Genomic DNA, 16,986 nt, shown 5'->3' with positions numbered 1-16,986 from the left:
AGTGCTTATGGTAGGGAGCACAGAGAAGTTGTATAGGAACTAAGTATTGTTATGAGAAGTTCAATCTTATAGATGAACTAGTAACTAGATTTAAAGAGGTTGTAAAAACTTGGTTATGAATTAAAGGGGAAAAGCCAGTACAAAATGACTCACTGTACTGGCTTCAACTTTGTAGTTGTTTACTTAATGATTGTTATTTTTACATCTTTTCTTCCCCATTGTAAAGCGTCATTACGATCGGGAATAAACACATCAATCTTTTTTCCATTGATAGCTCCACCAATATCTGCGGCAATTGCTAGACCATATCCTTCCACTTCGACAATAGAGCCCAAGGGGATAACATTTGGATCAACTGCGATAACCTTACCAGTGTCATACTGACGTAAATCAATTCCCATTCTCGTAATGCCAGAACAGCCATCACAATAAGCAGTATAGGCTGTACTTTCAACGGTCATTTCTTTTCCTGCATATGTATTAGGATTAGAACGATCGTTCAAAGCAGATAATGTTTGTGGACCTGCGATACCATCTACCGTAAGCCCTGCTGATTGTTGGAAGTTGATAACAGCTCTTTCTGTTCCTGGTCCAAAAATCCCATCAACTGCTGATGTATAATAGCCAAGATCTTTTAATTGGTGTTGAATATGAGTAACATGCTTTCCTATATCCCCACGCCTGAAAATTTGAAGTGCCCGATTCGTTTCCGGACCTGCAATGCCGTCCACTTGCAAGTTGTTACGTCGTTGAAAATCTGTAACAGATTTTTCCGTGATCTCCCCGAAATAACCGGTTGATGTATGGTATGGGAATACACCTTTGGTCATTAATAAGTCTTGTAGTTCTTCCACATCAGAATGTGACATTCCTTTGCTTAACGTTTGACCCCCATATGAGGCTTCACTTAATACAGGTGCGCTAAATAGGACGAACCCTAACGCAAAAATAAAAACGATAGCTTTCAAAACTATTCCTCCATTCATAGATGAAATTAAGCTCGAGCGTCTTTTTATTGAGCTTAATTAATAGATTCGTAATAGTTTCGTAGATTGTTGTCATCTATTTGTAAAATGAGAGGAATGTACTAGAGTGCCAGACACTTGTCGTAGATAGATTTAAACGTTTCTAAGGGGATCTAATCTCGAAATGGCTTCGTGTGCACTATTTATACTAGACTGTTTTCATGGTTTTATAAATACTTAGGCTAAAACATGCATAATACATATATCGGATGTTACCTCGTATTCTACTCGCAAATGATGAATTATGGTTAACGCTCCCTTTTTTATCTATCCCCTATTGCTTTAGCTTCCGTTACTCGAATTGTATACTTAACCCCCATTGAGAAAAGATCAAAATCGCATCACATGGGAAAACACCATTTAAGAAAGCGACAATGTAGAAAAGAGATACCGAGTGATTGGTCCATAAATGATTACAATGAACTAATATTGAATATAATGAATTTGTTATTGTCGGTGAAGCGGCATTATGGAGACTGCAATGGTAGGTAATCCACAAAACTATTTTAAGAAAAATCCAGGATACACTTACTCTTGGTAAAGTAAAGGATGTGTTGAGATGAGTAAATATAAACAAGACATTCTTAATTATGGTGATGACGTAAACGATGTGGATTCCAGTCCCTTTGAAAGCCTACGTATGCTTCATGATAGGAGTAGGATTCATAATATACAAGACCAGTTAGACTTTAATGAAAAAGCCTGGCTTGGTGAATATGATTTAAAATTGATTGCAAATGCTAAAAATATGGTGGAACACATTAGTGAAGTATATGATTTTACTTTATCTGATAAAAATGATATTCCACATGAGCAATGGTGGTGGCATCTTGATAAAATTGTCAAGGGAAATATGAATTTTGGAGTTGCATCGAAAAAGGGGAAAGTAATGTAGAAGCAAAGGACCTACGTCCTTTTGCTTCTTTTAGATTTATGGGCAGGCACTTAAGGTTACATCGAGCCCTTTCCAGATAACTTACTAGTAACTATAATGATTAATATATAAGGTAAAGAGAGGCATTTTGAAAATGAAAGAAAAGGGGAGTAATACCATTGTTCTTGAAGATTGGGAACTTCACCCCTAGCAGATCTAGATGTAAGTTCTGATCATTCCAATTATCCATTAATAGATTTATATAATAGCTGGTTTTGGAACTATCGAACTTGATATGCAAAAGGTTAGTTATAAAATGTCAAGGGCAGTACTGGATTTTTGCTGCGTACTTTCTATGAGAAACCCACTCTTAGAAAGCTACGAAAATTCTTAAATGTTATTCTACATATAAACTAGTATCTTTCCAAAAAAAATATTTACAATAGAAAAAGACAAAAGTATGCAACAGCGTAGGAGCGATTTAATTGGGCAAGAAGAAAAAGCGACGTGGCCATTATTGTTATTATTGTGACCGCTATCGGGCTAACGAAAAATTCAGTGGTAAGGGTCATCAAGATCACATTTGTAAGGATTGCAAAAGGAAAAAGCGAGCAATACGAAAAGAACAAGACTCATTTGAAATGGAAAAAGAGATTTATGAGATAGAAGAATATAAAGCTCTGTTAGACTATGAACCAGAATGGGATATTCAACAATCTACTGATCAAGAAGTGTTAGATCAAGCCCACTATCATCATCAAATCACCGAAATCTGTGAAGGGCAGCCTTTCTATAATACACTGGAGCAAACGGTAATAACTGTACCAACTGAGCTAGGAGACGTATTAATACAAAAATACCACACCCATCAGATTGATGAAGCCATTACAATCTACCTAGCCATTTCACTCTATCAAGACAAAACAATAACAATTGAACAAGCAGCAAAATTGTCAGGCCTATCTTTTATCGATTTTATTGACCTGTTAGAGGAACAAGGTATCCCTTGGGAAATTAGACAAGTAGACAGTTCTCAAGAAAGTTAATACGATTTGTTTTCCGTAAACTGCATTAACTCGCTGACTGTGACTAGCTGATATCCCTCGTCAACTAACTCTTTAACAAGGATTCTAACAGCTTCCACCGTTTGAGAACGATCACCTAAGCCATCGTGAAAAAGAAAAATACTGCCGTTTCTTATATGATTACGAGATTTAGTTACAATATGATTTACTCCAGGCTGTTCCCAATCCACTGCATCCATATTTACGGCACCAATCATCTTGTAGGAAAAATCTTGTACAATCGAAACCGTGTCTTCATTAAAATCAAAGTAGGGTGGCCGAAAGGTAGCTGCCCTTTGACCAGTTAATTTCTTAATAATAGAATCCGACTCTTTAATTTCTTCTTTACAATCATCTTTGCTCAATTTCGTTAAAAAAGGATGGGAGTATGTATGATTACCAATTTCATGGGATTGTTCTACCACATTATTAACAATCTCAGGGTGTTCTAACATATGCTTTCCAATCATATAAAACGTTGCTTTACCTGATACTTCCTTAAAAATTTCGAGAATCTGTGGAGTATATATCGGATGAGGGCCATCATCAAATGTAAATGCAACTGCTTTTTGTTTTGCAGGTATTTCATGAATTATATTTGTATTACTCATTCTGAATTGCTCCTTTTCTTTAGGTACTGTCACCACCCGAGGATTGGCGGATTTTGTCTTTTTGTAAATATAAAAAGGTAGTGAGTGTGACACACAACAATTCGTGGGCGTGTCACACTCACTTCGAATACAATCGCTTAAAAGAACGGATGGTAACCGTTATTAGTATCCCAAATGGAGTATGGGAGCTGGAACCGTACTACTACCATCATTCTATGAAATATATTTTATAACTTACTTCCGCATTTCCCTACATAATAAGTTTCCGTCGGTCCTAGATAGCTAGTTACAGGTTTCTTTCCTTCTGGATAGATTACGAGCTTTTCTAATACGAAGCCTGGACTAACGGCATAAATCCTTAGTGTATTGAAGCCTTCCTTACAATTGATTCTGCTGCTGCGCGTATGGATGTTATTAAGGACTCCAGCTCCCCAGTTATCATCATCAACGCGGTATTTTTCCGGAAGCGTATTAACGATGTTAATCTCATCCTCATTTCCTTGAATACCACAGAATATTGTACCTTCTTTAGTAACTGGATTAGATGGTTGCATGTAAAGTTCCACTTCATACTGGCCACTTTCCTGTACGACAAAGTGATATTCCAAATACGGTGCATCCTCTCCGGCAGTAAAATAACCTGTTGTTGGAAAAGCCTTCATTGCTGATAACGTCTTACCATATCCGTGAAGGACTTCAAATTTATTCACATCACCTTGCTGGTTTGTTGCTTCCTTATTTAGGGCGAAATGTTCTGCTTCTATGGAAATATAGCCATTGGTCTCCACAAAGGTCATTTCAGGTAGTTCGCTGAAATCGTTCTGCAGTGCGTTCACAATAATAGTACACGTACCTACCGGCATTTCCACAACGATACTGCCTTCTGTTTCGGCCTTCATCTTACTACGATCAATTTTTACATGAATGATTTCCTTTGTTTTTTCTACACCATCTAAGCTGCCGCTCGTCTGAGAACATGTTAGCCACTGGTTTTGGGAAGTAATCTTAAATTCAGCCTTCAAATCACTAATACTAGAAATAGTAAAGGAAGCTTCCTCTACATCGGGCTGTAAAAAGTCGTTTAAGTAGACTTTATTGTTATGCCAAGCAGGACCTTCCGTGTGCTGATCCGTCCCATCCACCGTGACCATCAATCTTTGCTTATTAGCAGGCAATACATTCATGAGGATAGGGTATTGGCACTCCTCTTCATTCCAATTAATAAAACCGATATGCTCAGAAAGCCCCATTCCGTACCACTTTCCATTATCGATCGTATGATATTGTTCTACTAGTTTTCTATCTCTCTTGAAGCATTCTCTAATTTGATCCGCCAGTTTGTTTGCTTCCATTTGTCTCAACTTTGCAGCATAATGATTTTTCCCTGTTAGTAACCACATCTTCTGCAAGTTGAGATTTCCCACAGCAGGATAATAGACTAGTGAAAAATAAGCGGTGAAGTTCTCCGGATCCACCTTCTGATAAAGTTCCTCAGCAAGATTCAACAGGTAATCAATTTGCTGTAATAAATGATCCGCTTCCTTGTAATTCACCGGATGATAGACATCGGCATTCATATGCTCAGGTCTACGATTATGGGCAATCTTTGTATAACCTGTGAGCAACTCAACTACCTTTTTCCTATCATCCTCACTGAACACAGCCTGAAACTGTTTTTCCACCCATTGGTTCGTATACAGATTTGTCTTATTAACAGCATCAGTTCCCCATTTTTCAAAATCATAAGCTAAATCTAAGAAATAAGATAACGGGAATTCCTGCGTCGCAATATCACCCACATTCACAATCCACAAATCGCGAACACCAAAGTCGTAAGCCATGCTCATCTGTTCCCATATCTTAGGGAGGTAGGAACTGTTGATCCATTCGTACGATATTGGCCCACCATGATAATCAAAATGATAATACATGCCATAACCACCTTTATGGTTACGCATTTCTTCTGTTGGTAAGGTACGTAAGTTGCCGTGATTATCATCGCAGAGCATCAAAATAACATCCTCGAGCTCCTCCGAGTTCATTAATCCTGGGGTATTCTCATCTCCATAAAAGAAAGGTTCTACCTCTTTATAAAGGGCTAACATTCTTGGCACTTCGGAAAGGTTAGGGTTTACATTTTCCCGTATCAGCTGATTTTGTGTTTGTAGCACATCTCGGAGCAAGTTAATATTGTCCGCCAGTGTAGCTTCTTTACCCATGATGGAAGTGTCTTGTTCCCCACGCATACCGACAGTGATGACGTTTTCAAAATTACCACTTCGCTTTAAGCCGTCTTCCCAGAACTTTATAATCCCTTCTCGATTCGTGATGAAATTCCAAGCATCACCGTAAATGGAGTTCTCGCCACGGAGATATTTATATTCCTCTCCATTTCGCAAACAAGGCTCATGATGGGATGCTCCCATTACTACCCCATATTCGTCTGCCAGTTCTGCACTTGCAAGTCCCGGACCGTCTTCACTGAAACGTGCTGACCACATGGCAGGCCAGAGGTAATTTCCTTTCATTCTAAGCAATAGTTGAAAAACGTGATCGTACATTTCTGCATTGAATCCACCAAATCTCTTCATCGTCCAGTTACCGAAGGCTGGCCATTCATCATTGATAAAGAAGCCGCGATAACGAACAGATGGCTCTTTCGATATATATTTCAAGTCTGCCTCTAAGGAGAAGGACTCTTTCTGCTGTGGTTTCACATCACACCAGTCTACCAACGGAGAAACTCCAAGGAGCTCTGATAGATGAAAAAGACCGTATATGGTGCCGCGCTTATCACTTCCTGCAATTACTAGGGCTTTCTCAACACCTTCTAATGGATGATCAATGACTTGTAATAAAAAAACTTCTCTCTTCCCTTTAATTTCGGAAAGATCAATCATCTTTTTCTCATCAAGTTCCTGAAGCATGGCACTGTGATCCACCGTTCCATACAAAACAGCGTTTTTTCCCAGCTTTTTTCTGTCTGTAGTTGCTTGTGGTGCATTTCCAAAAACCAATTCTAGATCATGCATCACCTTTTGGGCAATCTTATTTACACCGCTAAAAGCCTCTTTTTCCTCATAAAATAACGCTGCATTTGTACTAGATACATTCTTTAACAATTCTTGATTAATCACAAATTCCATAGAAAAATCCTTTCTACTTAGTTTTTTGTATTAACCCTATTACATCATAGGTTATTAGTTAAGAGAGTCTTCTACTAATTAGGTTGGTAGAAGAGTTTTTTCGATAGAGATCAGGCATTACATTTGTAAGGCATTTTGGTTTCTCTTTCTCACAATGGAATAGTGTTGCATTTTCAAAGGAGACCTTATGTAATTATATTTTATTATCAAACGAAAAACATTAGTGAAAGAATAGACATAACCACCACAAAGTATATGATTTTTGGCCAGGCACTTATCGAATAATGTTGTTAGACACCCATTACGGCATTTCCCTTCAGTGCGAATTTACGTAATGGGAGATTCTTTGAATGTAAGTAGAGGATTAATAGTCTCTATTTAAAAAACTAAAGGTATTTTCCGGGGAGAGGTATTTTCCGTGTAGGGTCTAGTATAATGATGATAATATTTACGTTGCATGATGTACAATAGTTGCAGCATAGAGGGGAAACGGATGAAAGAGAGAGAACGAAAGAAAACGATCAGCATAGAAAGTACAGAAGAGAGTAAAATGTCGGAGGAAACAAAAGCGAAACTACAGAAAATCTCCTTGTTTGCTATTACTTGGCCAATCTTGATTGAAGTGTCTCTGCAAACGCTGATGAAGTTTGTGGATGTGTTTATGCTCAGCTTTGTTTCTGATGAAGCAGTAGCTGCGATAGGCGTTGCCAATCAGATATTAATCATTACGTTCGTCCTGTTTAACTTTACGGCAATGGGCTGTGGTGTCGTTGTTGCCCAATTTGTAGGGGCTAGAAAGCCGAAAGATGTGAGCGCAACGGTTGCTAATGCCATGCTTATAAATCTTCTCTTCGGTATTTTTATCAGTGTCATCATTGTCTTTTTTAGGGAACCCCTATTAGGTCTATTTGACCTGAGTCCGGAGTTAATGGCCTATGCAGACATTTACATGCTCATTGTTGGTGGAACGTTATTTGTACAGGCCATGATTATGACAGTTTTTTCCGCGCTTCAGGCCCAGGGAAACACGAAGGATGTCATGTATGTCTCCATCGGGATGAATGTACTTAATATCATTGGTAACTATTTGTTTATTTTCGGTGCCCTCGGAGTGCCACAATTAGGAGTCATGGGTGTAGCTATTTCCACGGCGGTTTGTCGGATGTTAGCCATGATCGTCCTTTTCTATCTCCTATACTTACGGGTGGAGGTTAAAATACGCTTCCGTGACTATTTTACGTTGAAAGGCGCTTACGTGAAAAAAATAATGAAAATCGGTGTACCAGGAGCAGGGGAGCATTTATCCCATAGCGGTAGCCAGTTTGTTATTACTGTCTTTATTACGATTCTTGGCACGATTGCTTTATCCACGAGGGTGTACGCCCTTAGCTACACCTGGGTCATGGTAACCTTTTCGATGGCCATGGCCAAAGGAATGCAAATTTATATCGGTCAGCTCGTTGGTGCTGGGTTAATGGAATATGCCTACAAACGGATGTACCGGGGATTAAGAATTTCGTTACTAGTAGCTGTATCTGGAGCCATTATCCTCGCTATCTTCGGGGAATTCTTTATGGGTCTATTTACAAGTGATCCGGACATTATTACGATTGGTGCAATTTTATTAATGATCGGTGTCTTGATCGAGCCTGGGCGAACAACCAATATGGTTGTCATTAGCGCGCTGAGAGCAGCAGGGGATGCCCGCTTTCCTGTTATTATTGGAATCCTATCCATGTGGGGAGTCAGTGTCACCCTTGCCTATTATTTGGGAATCTACCTTGGTTTAGGTCTCATCGGGGTTTGGATTGCCATCCTCGCTGACGAATGGATAAGGGCCATCATTATGCTATTTCGCTGGAAGAGCCGTAAATGGCAACAGATGCGCTTGGTGGATGAGGAGAAGGAGTCCGTGAAATCAACGGCTTAGTAGTGGTGCCAGGCAGTTGTCGGACTACGGAAAACGGAGAGAAAACAATCCCTCCGTTTTTTTGTTTCCGTAAAGTGTGATTTCCACCTGGTCATATTAACGTTCCACCAAGAGGGCACCTCGCTTACCCACTAGCAATCCATCAGGATGTAAATACATTGCGAGCGGTGATCGTATCCACCGCTTGGAACCGCCGTTTCTTTGTTCACTCGCTCTATCGGATCGTTAATGGAAATGACTTGAACTTCCACTCTCATTTGCAAAAAATAAGTTCTAAATGATTCGCTACCTTTTTTCATCTCCTCCTGTAACTGCCCTTAACCAACTATTACACCAATTGTGTAGGTGGTATATCCTTAAGAAGGCGATGTGAGGACAAGAAAAAAGAAAACGCTTAGTTATGTCCTCAGGCTCTTTATTATTAGATATCTTCTCCTTTACGATGCTAAGATTTAATCCTTTGATTGAAAGGGAATAGAATCTTTTAACCTAGCTATTCCTTCCTTGCAAACGCCATATTGTAACCAGCTGCATCCTTTACATAAATGATCTAGATCATCGGGCTGGACTAGCCGTGCAGTCCATTCTACTAATATACTTTTAGAGTAGGACTTGTTCTCGATCAAACCTAGATGTTCAATAACACGACCATCCATTGACTTTACATGGTCGTCTGAACCTTCGTTAGCAATACATATGCTTCCCCCATTATGTGGGCATGCTTGACACGTGTCATCCAGATCCTTCACCACTTTTATTTGGAACTCTTTTTCTTTATTTCTAATGTCTTTGACAATAGCGTCCATCTCTTTCACAAACTCTGGACTGTACCCCATCCCTTGAAACCCATGAACGCATAATAAATGATGCCCTCGTAATATTCGCTCCATCCAAACTCTCCTGACTATATAGAATAAACTAGTAATCTTATTATATATGAGCGACCATGGCTATCACAGTATCACATGAAAATGTGCCTACCCCCGGTCGTTAAAACTTTGTCATGACTAATCTAAACCAATCTGCTATTGCTTCCTATTTTTGCACAGGGTATCTTTACCAGTATACACAGCTATTTTTTTCTCCGTGTCCCATGTTATAATAGCCAATGATAAAAAAATAAAATCCGTTCTGTGAGCGGGAGAGGTTCTAGCGAATACCCTCTATAAAAAACTAAGGTGGAGAGACATGTCAGCCATATCCTTAGGGGTATGGCTTTTTTAGTGTCATCGTCGCCGTAATATAGGAGATGGATAGAATGAAAAACGAAAAAGCGGTTGTAGTATTTAGTGGCGGACAAGATAGTACCACGTGTTTGTTCTGGGCTATGGAGAACTTCAAGGAAGTGGAAGCAGTCACCTTTAACTACAATCAACGACATAAATTAGAAATTGAAGTGGCCGAAAATATTGCCAAGGAACTTGGGATAAAGCATACAGTCCTAGATATGTCTTTACTGAATCAATTGGCACCTAGTGCTCTCACTAGGGAGGATATTGACATTGAACAAGAGGACGGGGAACTACCATCTACATTCGTAGAAGGTAGAAATCTATTATTTATGAGCTTTGCGGCTATTTTAGCAAAGCAAGTTGGTGCTAGACACCTTGTCACAGGTGTATGTGAAACGGACTTTAGTGGATACCCTGATTGCCGCGATGTGTTCATTAAATCATTAAATGTTACCTTAAATCTTGCTATGGACAATCCGTTCGTGGTTCATACACCGTTGATGTGGTTGGATAAAGCAGAAACGTGGAAGTTAGCCGATGAGTTAAATGCCTTCCAATTTGTCCGGGAGAAAACCCTCACCTGCTATAACGGAATCATTGCCGATGGCTGTGGCGAGTGCCCAGCCTGTGAGTTGAGAAAACGAGGTTTAGACATCTATCTTAGTGGAAAGGAAGTGTAGGCTATGTTCGGTTTCAAGATTGTCGACAAACTTCAAAAACTAGGAACTGATATTAAGAAAGAACAACTCAAATACCACCATAAACGAGTTTTAGTAAGTAAAGAGTTTACCTTTGATGCGGCCCACCACCTCCACTCCTATGAGGGGAAATGTAAAAACCTCCACGGCCATACGTACAAAGTTATCTTCGGTATTAGTGGCTATGTGGATGAGGTGGGATTAATGATCGATTTCGGTGACATCAAAGAAATTTGGAAAGAGGAAATCGAGATTTACTTAGATCACCGCTATATTAACGAAATGCTACCACCAATGAATACGACAGCGGAAAACATGGTCGTTTGGATTTATGAAAAAATGGAAGAATCCCTTAGTAAGCGGGAAGCCCTCCGTGAGAAACAAGGAGCACGGGTAGAATTCGTCCGTTTATACGAAACTCCAACAAGTTTTGCAGAGGTAAGACGGGAGTGGATGGAAGTTGAGTAGTAAGTTGCCCGTATTAGAAATATTCGGACCAACCATTCAAGGAGAAGGAATGGTTATCGGTCGAAAAACGATGTTCGTGCGAACAGCAGGTTGTGATTACTCCTGTGTCTGGTGCGATTCTGCCTTTACTTGGGACGGCAGCGCAAAAGATGAGATAGTCCAAATGACGGCAGAACAAATCTGGCAGCAACTCAAGGCAGTAGGGAAGGATAATTTTTCCCATGTAACCATCTCTGGAGGAAACCCTGCTCTTTTGAAAAACTTAGATCAATTGATTGCTATTTTGAAAGAAAACAACATTGCTGTGGCACTGGAAACCCAGGGGAGCGTATGGCAGGAATGGTTCCTAGAGGTGGATGATCTTACCATCTCCCCAAAACCACCAAGCTCTACAATGGTTACGAATTATAAAGTGCTAGATTCCATTGTAGGGAAGTTATCGGATCATGGACGTTTAAATAATATGAGCCTCAAAGTAGTGGTATTTGGTGAAGAAGATTTGGACTACGGCAAGGAAATAACGAAAAGATACCCCGAAGTAACTTTCTATTTGCAAGTGGGGAACAACGACGTGGGAACAAATGATGATCAATCATTAATCCGAGGATTGCTAGGAAAATATGAACTCCTCATTAATCAAGTTGTAGAAGATAAAGATTTGAATCACGCCCGAGTATTGCCTCAGTTACACACATTGGTGTGGGGGAATAAGCGAGGTGTTTAAACGGATTTTGATTTTTATATAATGGGTCTGTAATAATGGTGCCAGACCTCCATTACGGTATTTCCCCCAGTACAAAACTAACGTATTGGGGGTTTCTTTTATGTTTACACCTGAATATAAGTAGATGATTAATAGTCTCTATTTAAAAAACTAAAGGTCTTTTCCGAGGAGAGGTATTTTTCGTGGAGGTTCTAGTATAATTGATGATTATATTTACGTTGCACGATGTTTAACTTGCATTGCAACATAGAGGGGAAACGGATGAAAGAGAAGGAGCGAACGAAAAATATCAGCTTAGATAGTATAGAAGAGAGTAAAATGTCGGAGGAAACAAAAGCGAAGCTACAGAAAATCTCCTTATTTGCCATTACTTGGCCAATCTTGATTGAGGTGTCCCTGCAAACGCTGATGCAGTTTGTAGATGTGTTTATGCTTAGCTTCGTTTCTGATGAAGCGGTAGCTGCCATCGGGGTTGTCAATCAAATTTTAATTATTACGTTCGTCCTGTTTAACTTTGCGGCAATGGGCTGTGGTGTGGTTGTTGCCCAATTTGTAGGGGCTAGAAAACCGAAAGATGTGAGCGCAACGGTTGCCAATGCCATGCTTATGAATCTTCTTTTTGGTATTTTCATAAGTGTCGTCATTGTCTTTTTTAGGGAGCCCCTATTAGGTATATTTGACCTGAGTCCGGAATTAAAGGCCTATGCAGACATTTACATGCTCATTGTTGGTGGAACGTTATTTGTACAGGCCATGATTATCACGATTTTTTCCGTGCTGCAGGCCCAGGGAAACACGAAGGATGTCATGTATGTATCCATCGGGATGAATATTCTTAATATCATTGGTAACTATTTGTTTATTTTCGGTGCCCTCGGAGTGCCGCAATTAGGAGTCATGGGGGTTGCCATTTCTACAGCGGTTTGTCGGGTGTTAGCCATGGTCGTCCTTTTCTATCTTTTATACTTACGGGTGGAGGTTAAAATACAGCTCCGGGATTACTTTGCGTTGAAAGGCGCATACGTAAAAAAAATAATGAAAATCGGCATACCAGGAGCAGGAGAGCACTTATCCCATAACGGCAGCCAGCTTGTTATTACAGTCTTTATTACGATTCTTGGTACGGCCGCTTTATCCACGAGGGTGTACGCCCTTAACTACACATGGGTCATCGCGACCTTTTCGATGGCGATGGCGAAAGGAATGCAAATTTATATCGGCCAGCTCGTTGGAGCGGGGTTAATGGAATACGCCTACAAACGGATGTATAGGGGATTAAGAATTTCTTTACTAGTAGCTGTATCTGGAGCCATTATCCTCGGAATCTTTGGGGAATTCTTTATGGGTCTATTTACAAGTGATCCAGATATTATTACAATTGGTGCAATTCTATTAATGATCGGTGTCTTAATCGAGCCTGGGCGAACAACCAATATGGTTGTCATTAGTGCGCTGAGAGCAGCAGGGGATGCCCGTTTTCCTGTTATTGTTGGGATCATCTCCATGTGGGGAATCAGTGTCACCCTTGCCTATTATTTGGGAATCTACCTTGGATTAGGTCTCATCGGGGTATGGATTGCCCTCCTTGCAGACGAATGGATAAGAGCCATCATTATGCTTTTCCGCTGGAAGAGCCGTAAGTGGCAGCAGATGCGCTTGGTGGATGAAGAGAAGGATACCGTAAAATCAACGGCTTAGTAGTGGTGCTAGGCACTTGTTGAACTATCTCTACTTTTTCTCCACGACACTCCAGTCCTATTGAGGTATTTTAGTTGGACTTGAGTAACTATAGGCTGATCTATCTTCTTTTCAATATAGTAGAGTAAATAGAATGTAATCCTGCAAAACGGAGTGGAAACAAGAAAACAATCCCTCCGTTTTTCTGTTTCCTTCTAGTGTGATTTCCACCTGGTCTACCTTACGTTCCACCACACGGGCACCTCGCTTACCCACTAGGACTCCATCAAAGGATGTAAAAATACATTGCTAGCGAAGATCGCTTGAGCCACCTCTGGGATTCACTGACCCACCAACCAACTATTACCCAATTCGTACGTATTGCTTCAACCTTTATTTAGTTCGTGCTTCTGAAGAGAAGCAAGCGAAATTGCAACTTTGAATAACTTTACGCTGTCAACGTTGGGAATAAGCTCTTTCAAAAGAAGATTAATGGCAACCAATTAATTTCAAGCAAGAGGGAATTTTATCTATTTTGGCTCCTGGAGCAAATAAGTCTGCATCAAAGTAGAAAGTCTCTTTTGGTCTAACAAGACAACTATTGACATTTATTATGTACATCAATTCTTTCCATTTAAATAAAGCCCCTAATGTCTGGGGATTATTTGTAAAGTAGTAATTAGAGAAGACAACTTTTGATGTAGGATCAGCATAATTTTAAAAACAAAAGCTGTCTGTTGAACGCAGTTAAACGATCAATAAAAATAGAAATGGAAAGTAAACGCTTTCTCAACGAAGTTTTCAACATATAGTTTCTATACTTAACACGGATATATAAGTATGGAACTAAAATGAGAAATTAAATTATAGGGAGGGGTTATTTTGACAAGCAATATTGGAAAACAGATAGCTATCATTTGCAATTTGGAAGATCAAGTTAATGTAAATCCACAAATCGATTGGGCTGTTGAGCAATTAAAAGAAACATTAGAATCAAAATGGTTCCATGTTAATCTATCCAACGAAATAGTGGAGGATGAAGGGACAGTTTTTACTGTGGTAGTTGGTAATTTGAATGATAATTCACTAGATCCTCATCCGCCCGTTGAAGCGGAGTCCATTGTTATTAATCCAGTTAAAATAAATGATAATCCTGGATTGGTTATAACAGGTGCTGACTCTCGAGCAATCGTTTATGGGCTTCTTGAAGTTTGTGATTGTATAAAACATGCTGAAGACCCATTACTAGAATTAGAGAATTTCCTGCCGGTAAATGAAAAACCTGCTAATACCATACGTAGTGTTAAGCGTTTATTTGTAAATGAACATACAGATAAATTGTGGTTTTATAATAAAGATTTTTGGCGTGAATACTTAACAGAACTAGCCACTCATCGATTTAATCGATTTAGTTTGGCATTAGGCATGGGTTATGATAATGGACACGATCCAGACATTAAAGATTTCTATTTCTGCTTTGCTTATCCATTCCTTGTTTCCGTACCGGGCTACAATGTATATGTAGAAGGATTGTCTATCGAAGAAAGAAACAAAAATTTAAACATGCTTCGATTTATAGGTCAAGAAGCTAATCGAAGAGGAATTGAGTTTCATTTAGGCCTTTGGACACATACGTATGAACCGGAGGAGAGCCCTGATCTACGCTATCGAATAAATGGAGTCAATGATGATAATCATGCAACCTATTGTCGTGATGCTATAAAAACGTTATTAGAGGAATGTCCAGAAATTGATGGATTGACTATACGAGTCCACTACGAGAGTGGGATTCCTGAACCAGCACATTTATTTTGGAAAGTAGTGTTAAAAGGGGTAGCTTTATCGGATCGTACTATAAATCTAGATTTACATCCAAAGGGAATTGATGATGAACTGTTACAGGTAGCAGAAGAAAATGGAGTACCCTTTACAATTTCACCAAAATTTTGGGCAGAGCACATGGCTCTACCTTATCACCAAGCAGCTATTCGAGAGACTGAGTTACCGGTAGACCCGACGCCGGAGGCTGGAAAGATGATTATTACAACCACATCTAGAAGGTTCACTAGATATGGATATGCTGATTTCTTGAAAGAGGATCGTAATTATGAGATGTTTTTCCGTATTTGGCCAGGAACTCAAAGGGTTCTTTTATGGGGGGACCCGGAAATAGCCGCAGGTTATGGTCGTGCAGGAAGCTTTTGTGGATCCAAGGGGATCGAATTAATGGAACCCCTGTCTTTTAAGTCCCGTAAAACGAGTGAAACACCTTCAGGTAGGGATCCGTATATTGATCCGGCTTTACGACTGGGGATAAATGATTGGAAAAAGTATCGCTACAGTTATCGTCTATGGGGTCGTTTATTATATAATCCGGATGCCAACCAAGAAACATGGCAACGTTATTTAAGAAACGAATTTGCAAAAGCAGCAGAGGCTAGTGAGAATTCATTAAAATATGCTAGTAAAATCTTACCTTTAATAACGTTAGCTCATATGCCGTCTGTTGCAAACAATCATTATTGGCCGGAAATATATAGTAATATATTTATCATCGACACAGATGGTAAGCCGGAATACCATTGTGATGGGCGACACCCTGACACCTTTAATGTAGCTAGTCCATTAGACCCGGAGTTATTCTACCGAATTGATGAATTTACAGAAGATATGATGAACAATCAAAAATCAAGTAAAATTTCACCAATTGAAACAGCCGCTATTTTAGAGGATTTGGCGAAGTCCGCTAAACAAAATTTAGTAAAGGCTAATGAGCTCATAAAAGATAAACGTGATCCTTCCTTTAGAAGGTTGGCGATTGATGTTGAAGTACAAATTCACATGGGATTGTTTTTTGCTAATAAGTTTAGAGCTGCTACGGCCTATGCTTTCTATGAAAAAGTTGGAGCAAAGGAATTGCTAGATAAAGCACTTTTCTATTATAGAAAAGCGAGAGATGAATATGAAAAAATAGCTGATGTTACGAGATCGATTTATACAAATGATATTACCTTCGGTTATGTTCCATATATGCGAGGACATTGGACTGATAGGATCGAAGGCATTGAAGAGGATATGAAGCGAATGGAGAAACAAACACAGTTTATTATAACGGAACCCTCTACTGAGGCACTAGAAAGGGCTACGGTATGGTTAAATGGTAAGTCTAAGGCTAAGGAAATTTCTGTCGAACATACACCTCCATTAATTTTTCAAAGAGGGGACGATGTTTCTATTGCATTACAATTACATGGGACAGACCAAGGAAAGGTTACCATGAAGTACCGTAGGGTGAATCAAGCAGAAGGTTATAAGTCTGTGACAATGGAACGAAAAGGAAATGAATTTACCTCGACTATTCCATCATCGTACACTGATAGCTTGTATCCATTAGTTTATTATTTTGAGGTGGAGGATGACCGGAACGAAAAAAGACAGTATCCCGGTTTTGAAAATACTCTCTCAAATCAACCTTACTTTGTAATACGACAGTCCATGTAAAAAAGTGGGTATGAAGCGAATCTTTTACTTCATACC

13 protein-coding genes are annotated in these 16,986 nt (G+C 39.5%); 8 read left to right on the top strand and 5 right to left on the bottom strand.

Features of this window, described 5'->3' with window-relative positions; translation table 11 throughout:
• Window positions 1-179: 179 nt before the first annotated feature.
• Window positions 180-968 carry a peptidoglycan-binding protein gene (locus J2S74_RS03390; RefSeq protein WP_307321826.1) on the bottom strand — a complete coding sequence of 263 codons (789 nt, stop codon included), beginning with the start codon at window positions 966-968 and terminating at the stop codon, window positions 180-182.
• Window positions 969-1,584: 616 nt separating this feature from the next.
• Here J2S74_RS03390 and J2S74_RS03385 point away from each other — a divergent pair.
• Window positions 1,585-1,920 (top strand): hypothetical protein, encoded by a 336-nt coding sequence (locus J2S74_RS03385; protein ID WP_307321823.1) that lies wholly within the window; start codon window positions 1,585-1,587, stop codon window positions 1,918-1,920.
• A 464-nt stretch (window positions 1,921-2,384) separates the two neighbouring features.
• Window positions 2,385-2,945, top strand: coding sequence for a UPF0175 family protein (locus J2S74_RS03380; RefSeq protein WP_307321820.1), 561 nt, complete (start codon window positions 2,385-2,387; stop codon window positions 2,943-2,945).
• Here the strand turns inward: J2S74_RS03380 and J2S74_RS03375 are convergent.
• On the bottom strand, window positions 2,942-3,574 hold the full coding sequence (locus J2S74_RS03375) for a polysaccharide deacetylase family protein (protein WP_307321817.1): 633 nt from the start codon (window positions 3,572-3,574) through the stop codon (window positions 2,942-2,944). The two genes, J2S74_RS03380 and J2S74_RS03375, sit on opposite strands and share 4 nt — an antisense overlap.
• A 227-nt stretch (window positions 3,575-3,801) precedes the next feature.
• The gene (locus J2S74_RS03370; protein ID WP_307321814.1) at window positions 3,802-6,720 is read right to left on the bottom strand and encodes a glycosyl hydrolase 115 family protein; all 2,919 of its coding nucleotides are present in this window, start codon (window positions 6,718-6,720) and stop codon (window positions 3,802-3,804) included.
• Between the two features lie 493 nt (window positions 6,721-7,213).
• Here J2S74_RS03370 and J2S74_RS03365 point away from each other — a divergent pair, with 493 nt between their 5' ends.
• Window positions 7,214-8,650, top strand: a complete 1,437-nt coding sequence (locus J2S74_RS03365; protein WP_307321811.1) for an MATE family efflux transporter — start codon at window positions 7,214-7,216, stop codon at window positions 8,648-8,650.
• A 131-nt stretch (window positions 8,651-8,781) separates the two neighbouring features.
• On the opposite strand, the gene J2S74_RS03360 is transcribed toward J2S74_RS03365, so the two are convergent.
• Window positions 8,782-8,913: a hypothetical protein gene (locus J2S74_RS03360; protein WP_307321809.1), complete on the bottom strand. Its 132-nt coding sequence runs from the start codon at window positions 8,911-8,913 to the stop codon at window positions 8,782-8,784.
• A gap of 189 nt (window positions 8,914-9,102) precedes the next feature.
• Window positions 9,103-9,540, bottom strand: a complete 438-nt coding sequence (locus J2S74_RS03355) for a DUF1284 domain-containing protein (RefSeq protein WP_307321805.1) — start codon at window positions 9,538-9,540, stop codon at window positions 9,103-9,105.
• A gap of 368 nt (window positions 9,541-9,908) precedes the next feature.
• On the opposite strand from J2S74_RS03355, the gene queC reads away from it, so the two are divergent.
• The 5 genes from queC (at window position 9,909) to J2S74_RS03330 (ending at window position 16,950) form a co-directional block, all read left to right on the top strand.
• Complete coding sequence (gene queC / locus J2S74_RS03350) at window positions 9,909-10,562, top strand: 7-cyano-7-deazaguanine synthase QueC (RefSeq protein ID WP_307321802.1); 654 nt, start codon at window positions 9,909-9,911, stop codon at window positions 10,560-10,562.
• A gap of 3 nt (window positions 10,563-10,565) precedes the next feature.
• Window positions 10,566-11,048 carry a 6-carboxytetrahydropterin synthase QueD gene (gene queD / locus J2S74_RS03345; protein WP_307321799.1) on the top strand — a complete coding sequence of 161 codons (483 nt, stop codon included), beginning with the start codon at window positions 10,566-10,568 and terminating at the stop codon, window positions 11,046-11,048.
• Window positions 11,041-11,772: a 7-carboxy-7-deazaguanine synthase QueE gene (gene queE, locus J2S74_RS03340; protein ID WP_307321797.1), complete on the top strand. Its 732-nt coding sequence runs from the start codon at window positions 11,041-11,043 to the stop codon at window positions 11,770-11,772. Before queD ends, queE begins: the two co-directional genes overlap by 8 nt.
• A 261-nt stretch (window positions 11,773-12,033) precedes the next feature.
• A complete protein-coding gene (locus J2S74_RS03335; RefSeq protein WP_307321795.1) occupies window positions 12,034-13,470 on the top strand; it encodes an MATE family efflux transporter in 1,437 nt (478 codons plus the stop codon).
• Window positions 13,471-14,331: 861 nt separating this feature from the next.
• On the top strand, window positions 14,332-16,950 hold the full coding sequence (locus tag J2S74_RS03330; RefSeq protein ID WP_307321792.1) for a hypothetical protein: 2,619 nt from the start codon (window positions 14,332-14,334) through the stop codon (window positions 16,948-16,950).
• Window positions 16,951-16,986: the final 36 nt, after the last annotated feature.

The sequence above is a fragment of the Evansella vedderi genome, assembly GCF_030813435.1.
Taxonomy (GTDB): domain Bacteria; phylum Bacillota; class Bacilli; order Bacillales; family Salisediminibacteriaceae; genus Evansella; species Evansella vedderi.
The sequence above is the reverse complement of the archived record's forward strand: the minus strand, read 5'-3'. Positions and strand labels throughout refer to the sequence as shown.

What these genes read in the sequence shown, in the direction of transcription:
- J2S74_RS03375 (WP_307321817.1), bottom strand. Translation starts at nt 3,574, where the DNA reads ATGAGTAATACAAATATAATTCATGAAATACCTGCAAAACAAAAAGCA.
- J2S74_RS03385 (WP_307321823.1), top strand. Translation starts at nt 1,585, where the DNA reads ATGAGTAAATATAAACAAGACATTCTTAATTATGGTGATGACGTAAAC.
- queC (WP_307321802.1), top strand. Translation starts at nt 9,909, where the DNA reads ATGAAAAACGAAAAAGCGGTTGTAGTATTTAGTGGCGGACAAGATAGT.
- J2S74_RS03355 (WP_307321805.1), bottom strand. Translation starts at nt 9,540, where the DNA reads ATGGAGCGAATATTACGAGGGCATCATTTATTATGCGTTCATGGGTTT.
- J2S74_RS03370 (WP_307321814.1), bottom strand. Translation starts at nt 6,720, where the DNA reads ATGGAATTTGTGATTAATCAAGAATTGTTAAAGAATGTATCTAGTACA.
- queD (WP_307321799.1), top strand. Translation starts at nt 10,566, where the DNA reads ATGTTCGGTTTCAAGATTGTCGACAAACTTCAAAAACTAGGAACTGAT.
- J2S74_RS03365 (WP_307321811.1), top strand. Translation starts at nt 7,214, where the DNA reads ATGAAAGAGAGAGAACGAAAGAAAACGATCAGCATAGAAAGTACAGAA.
- J2S74_RS03335 (WP_307321795.1), top strand. Translation starts at nt 12,034, where the DNA reads ATGAAAGAGAAGGAGCGAACGAAAAATATCAGCTTAGATAGTATAGAA.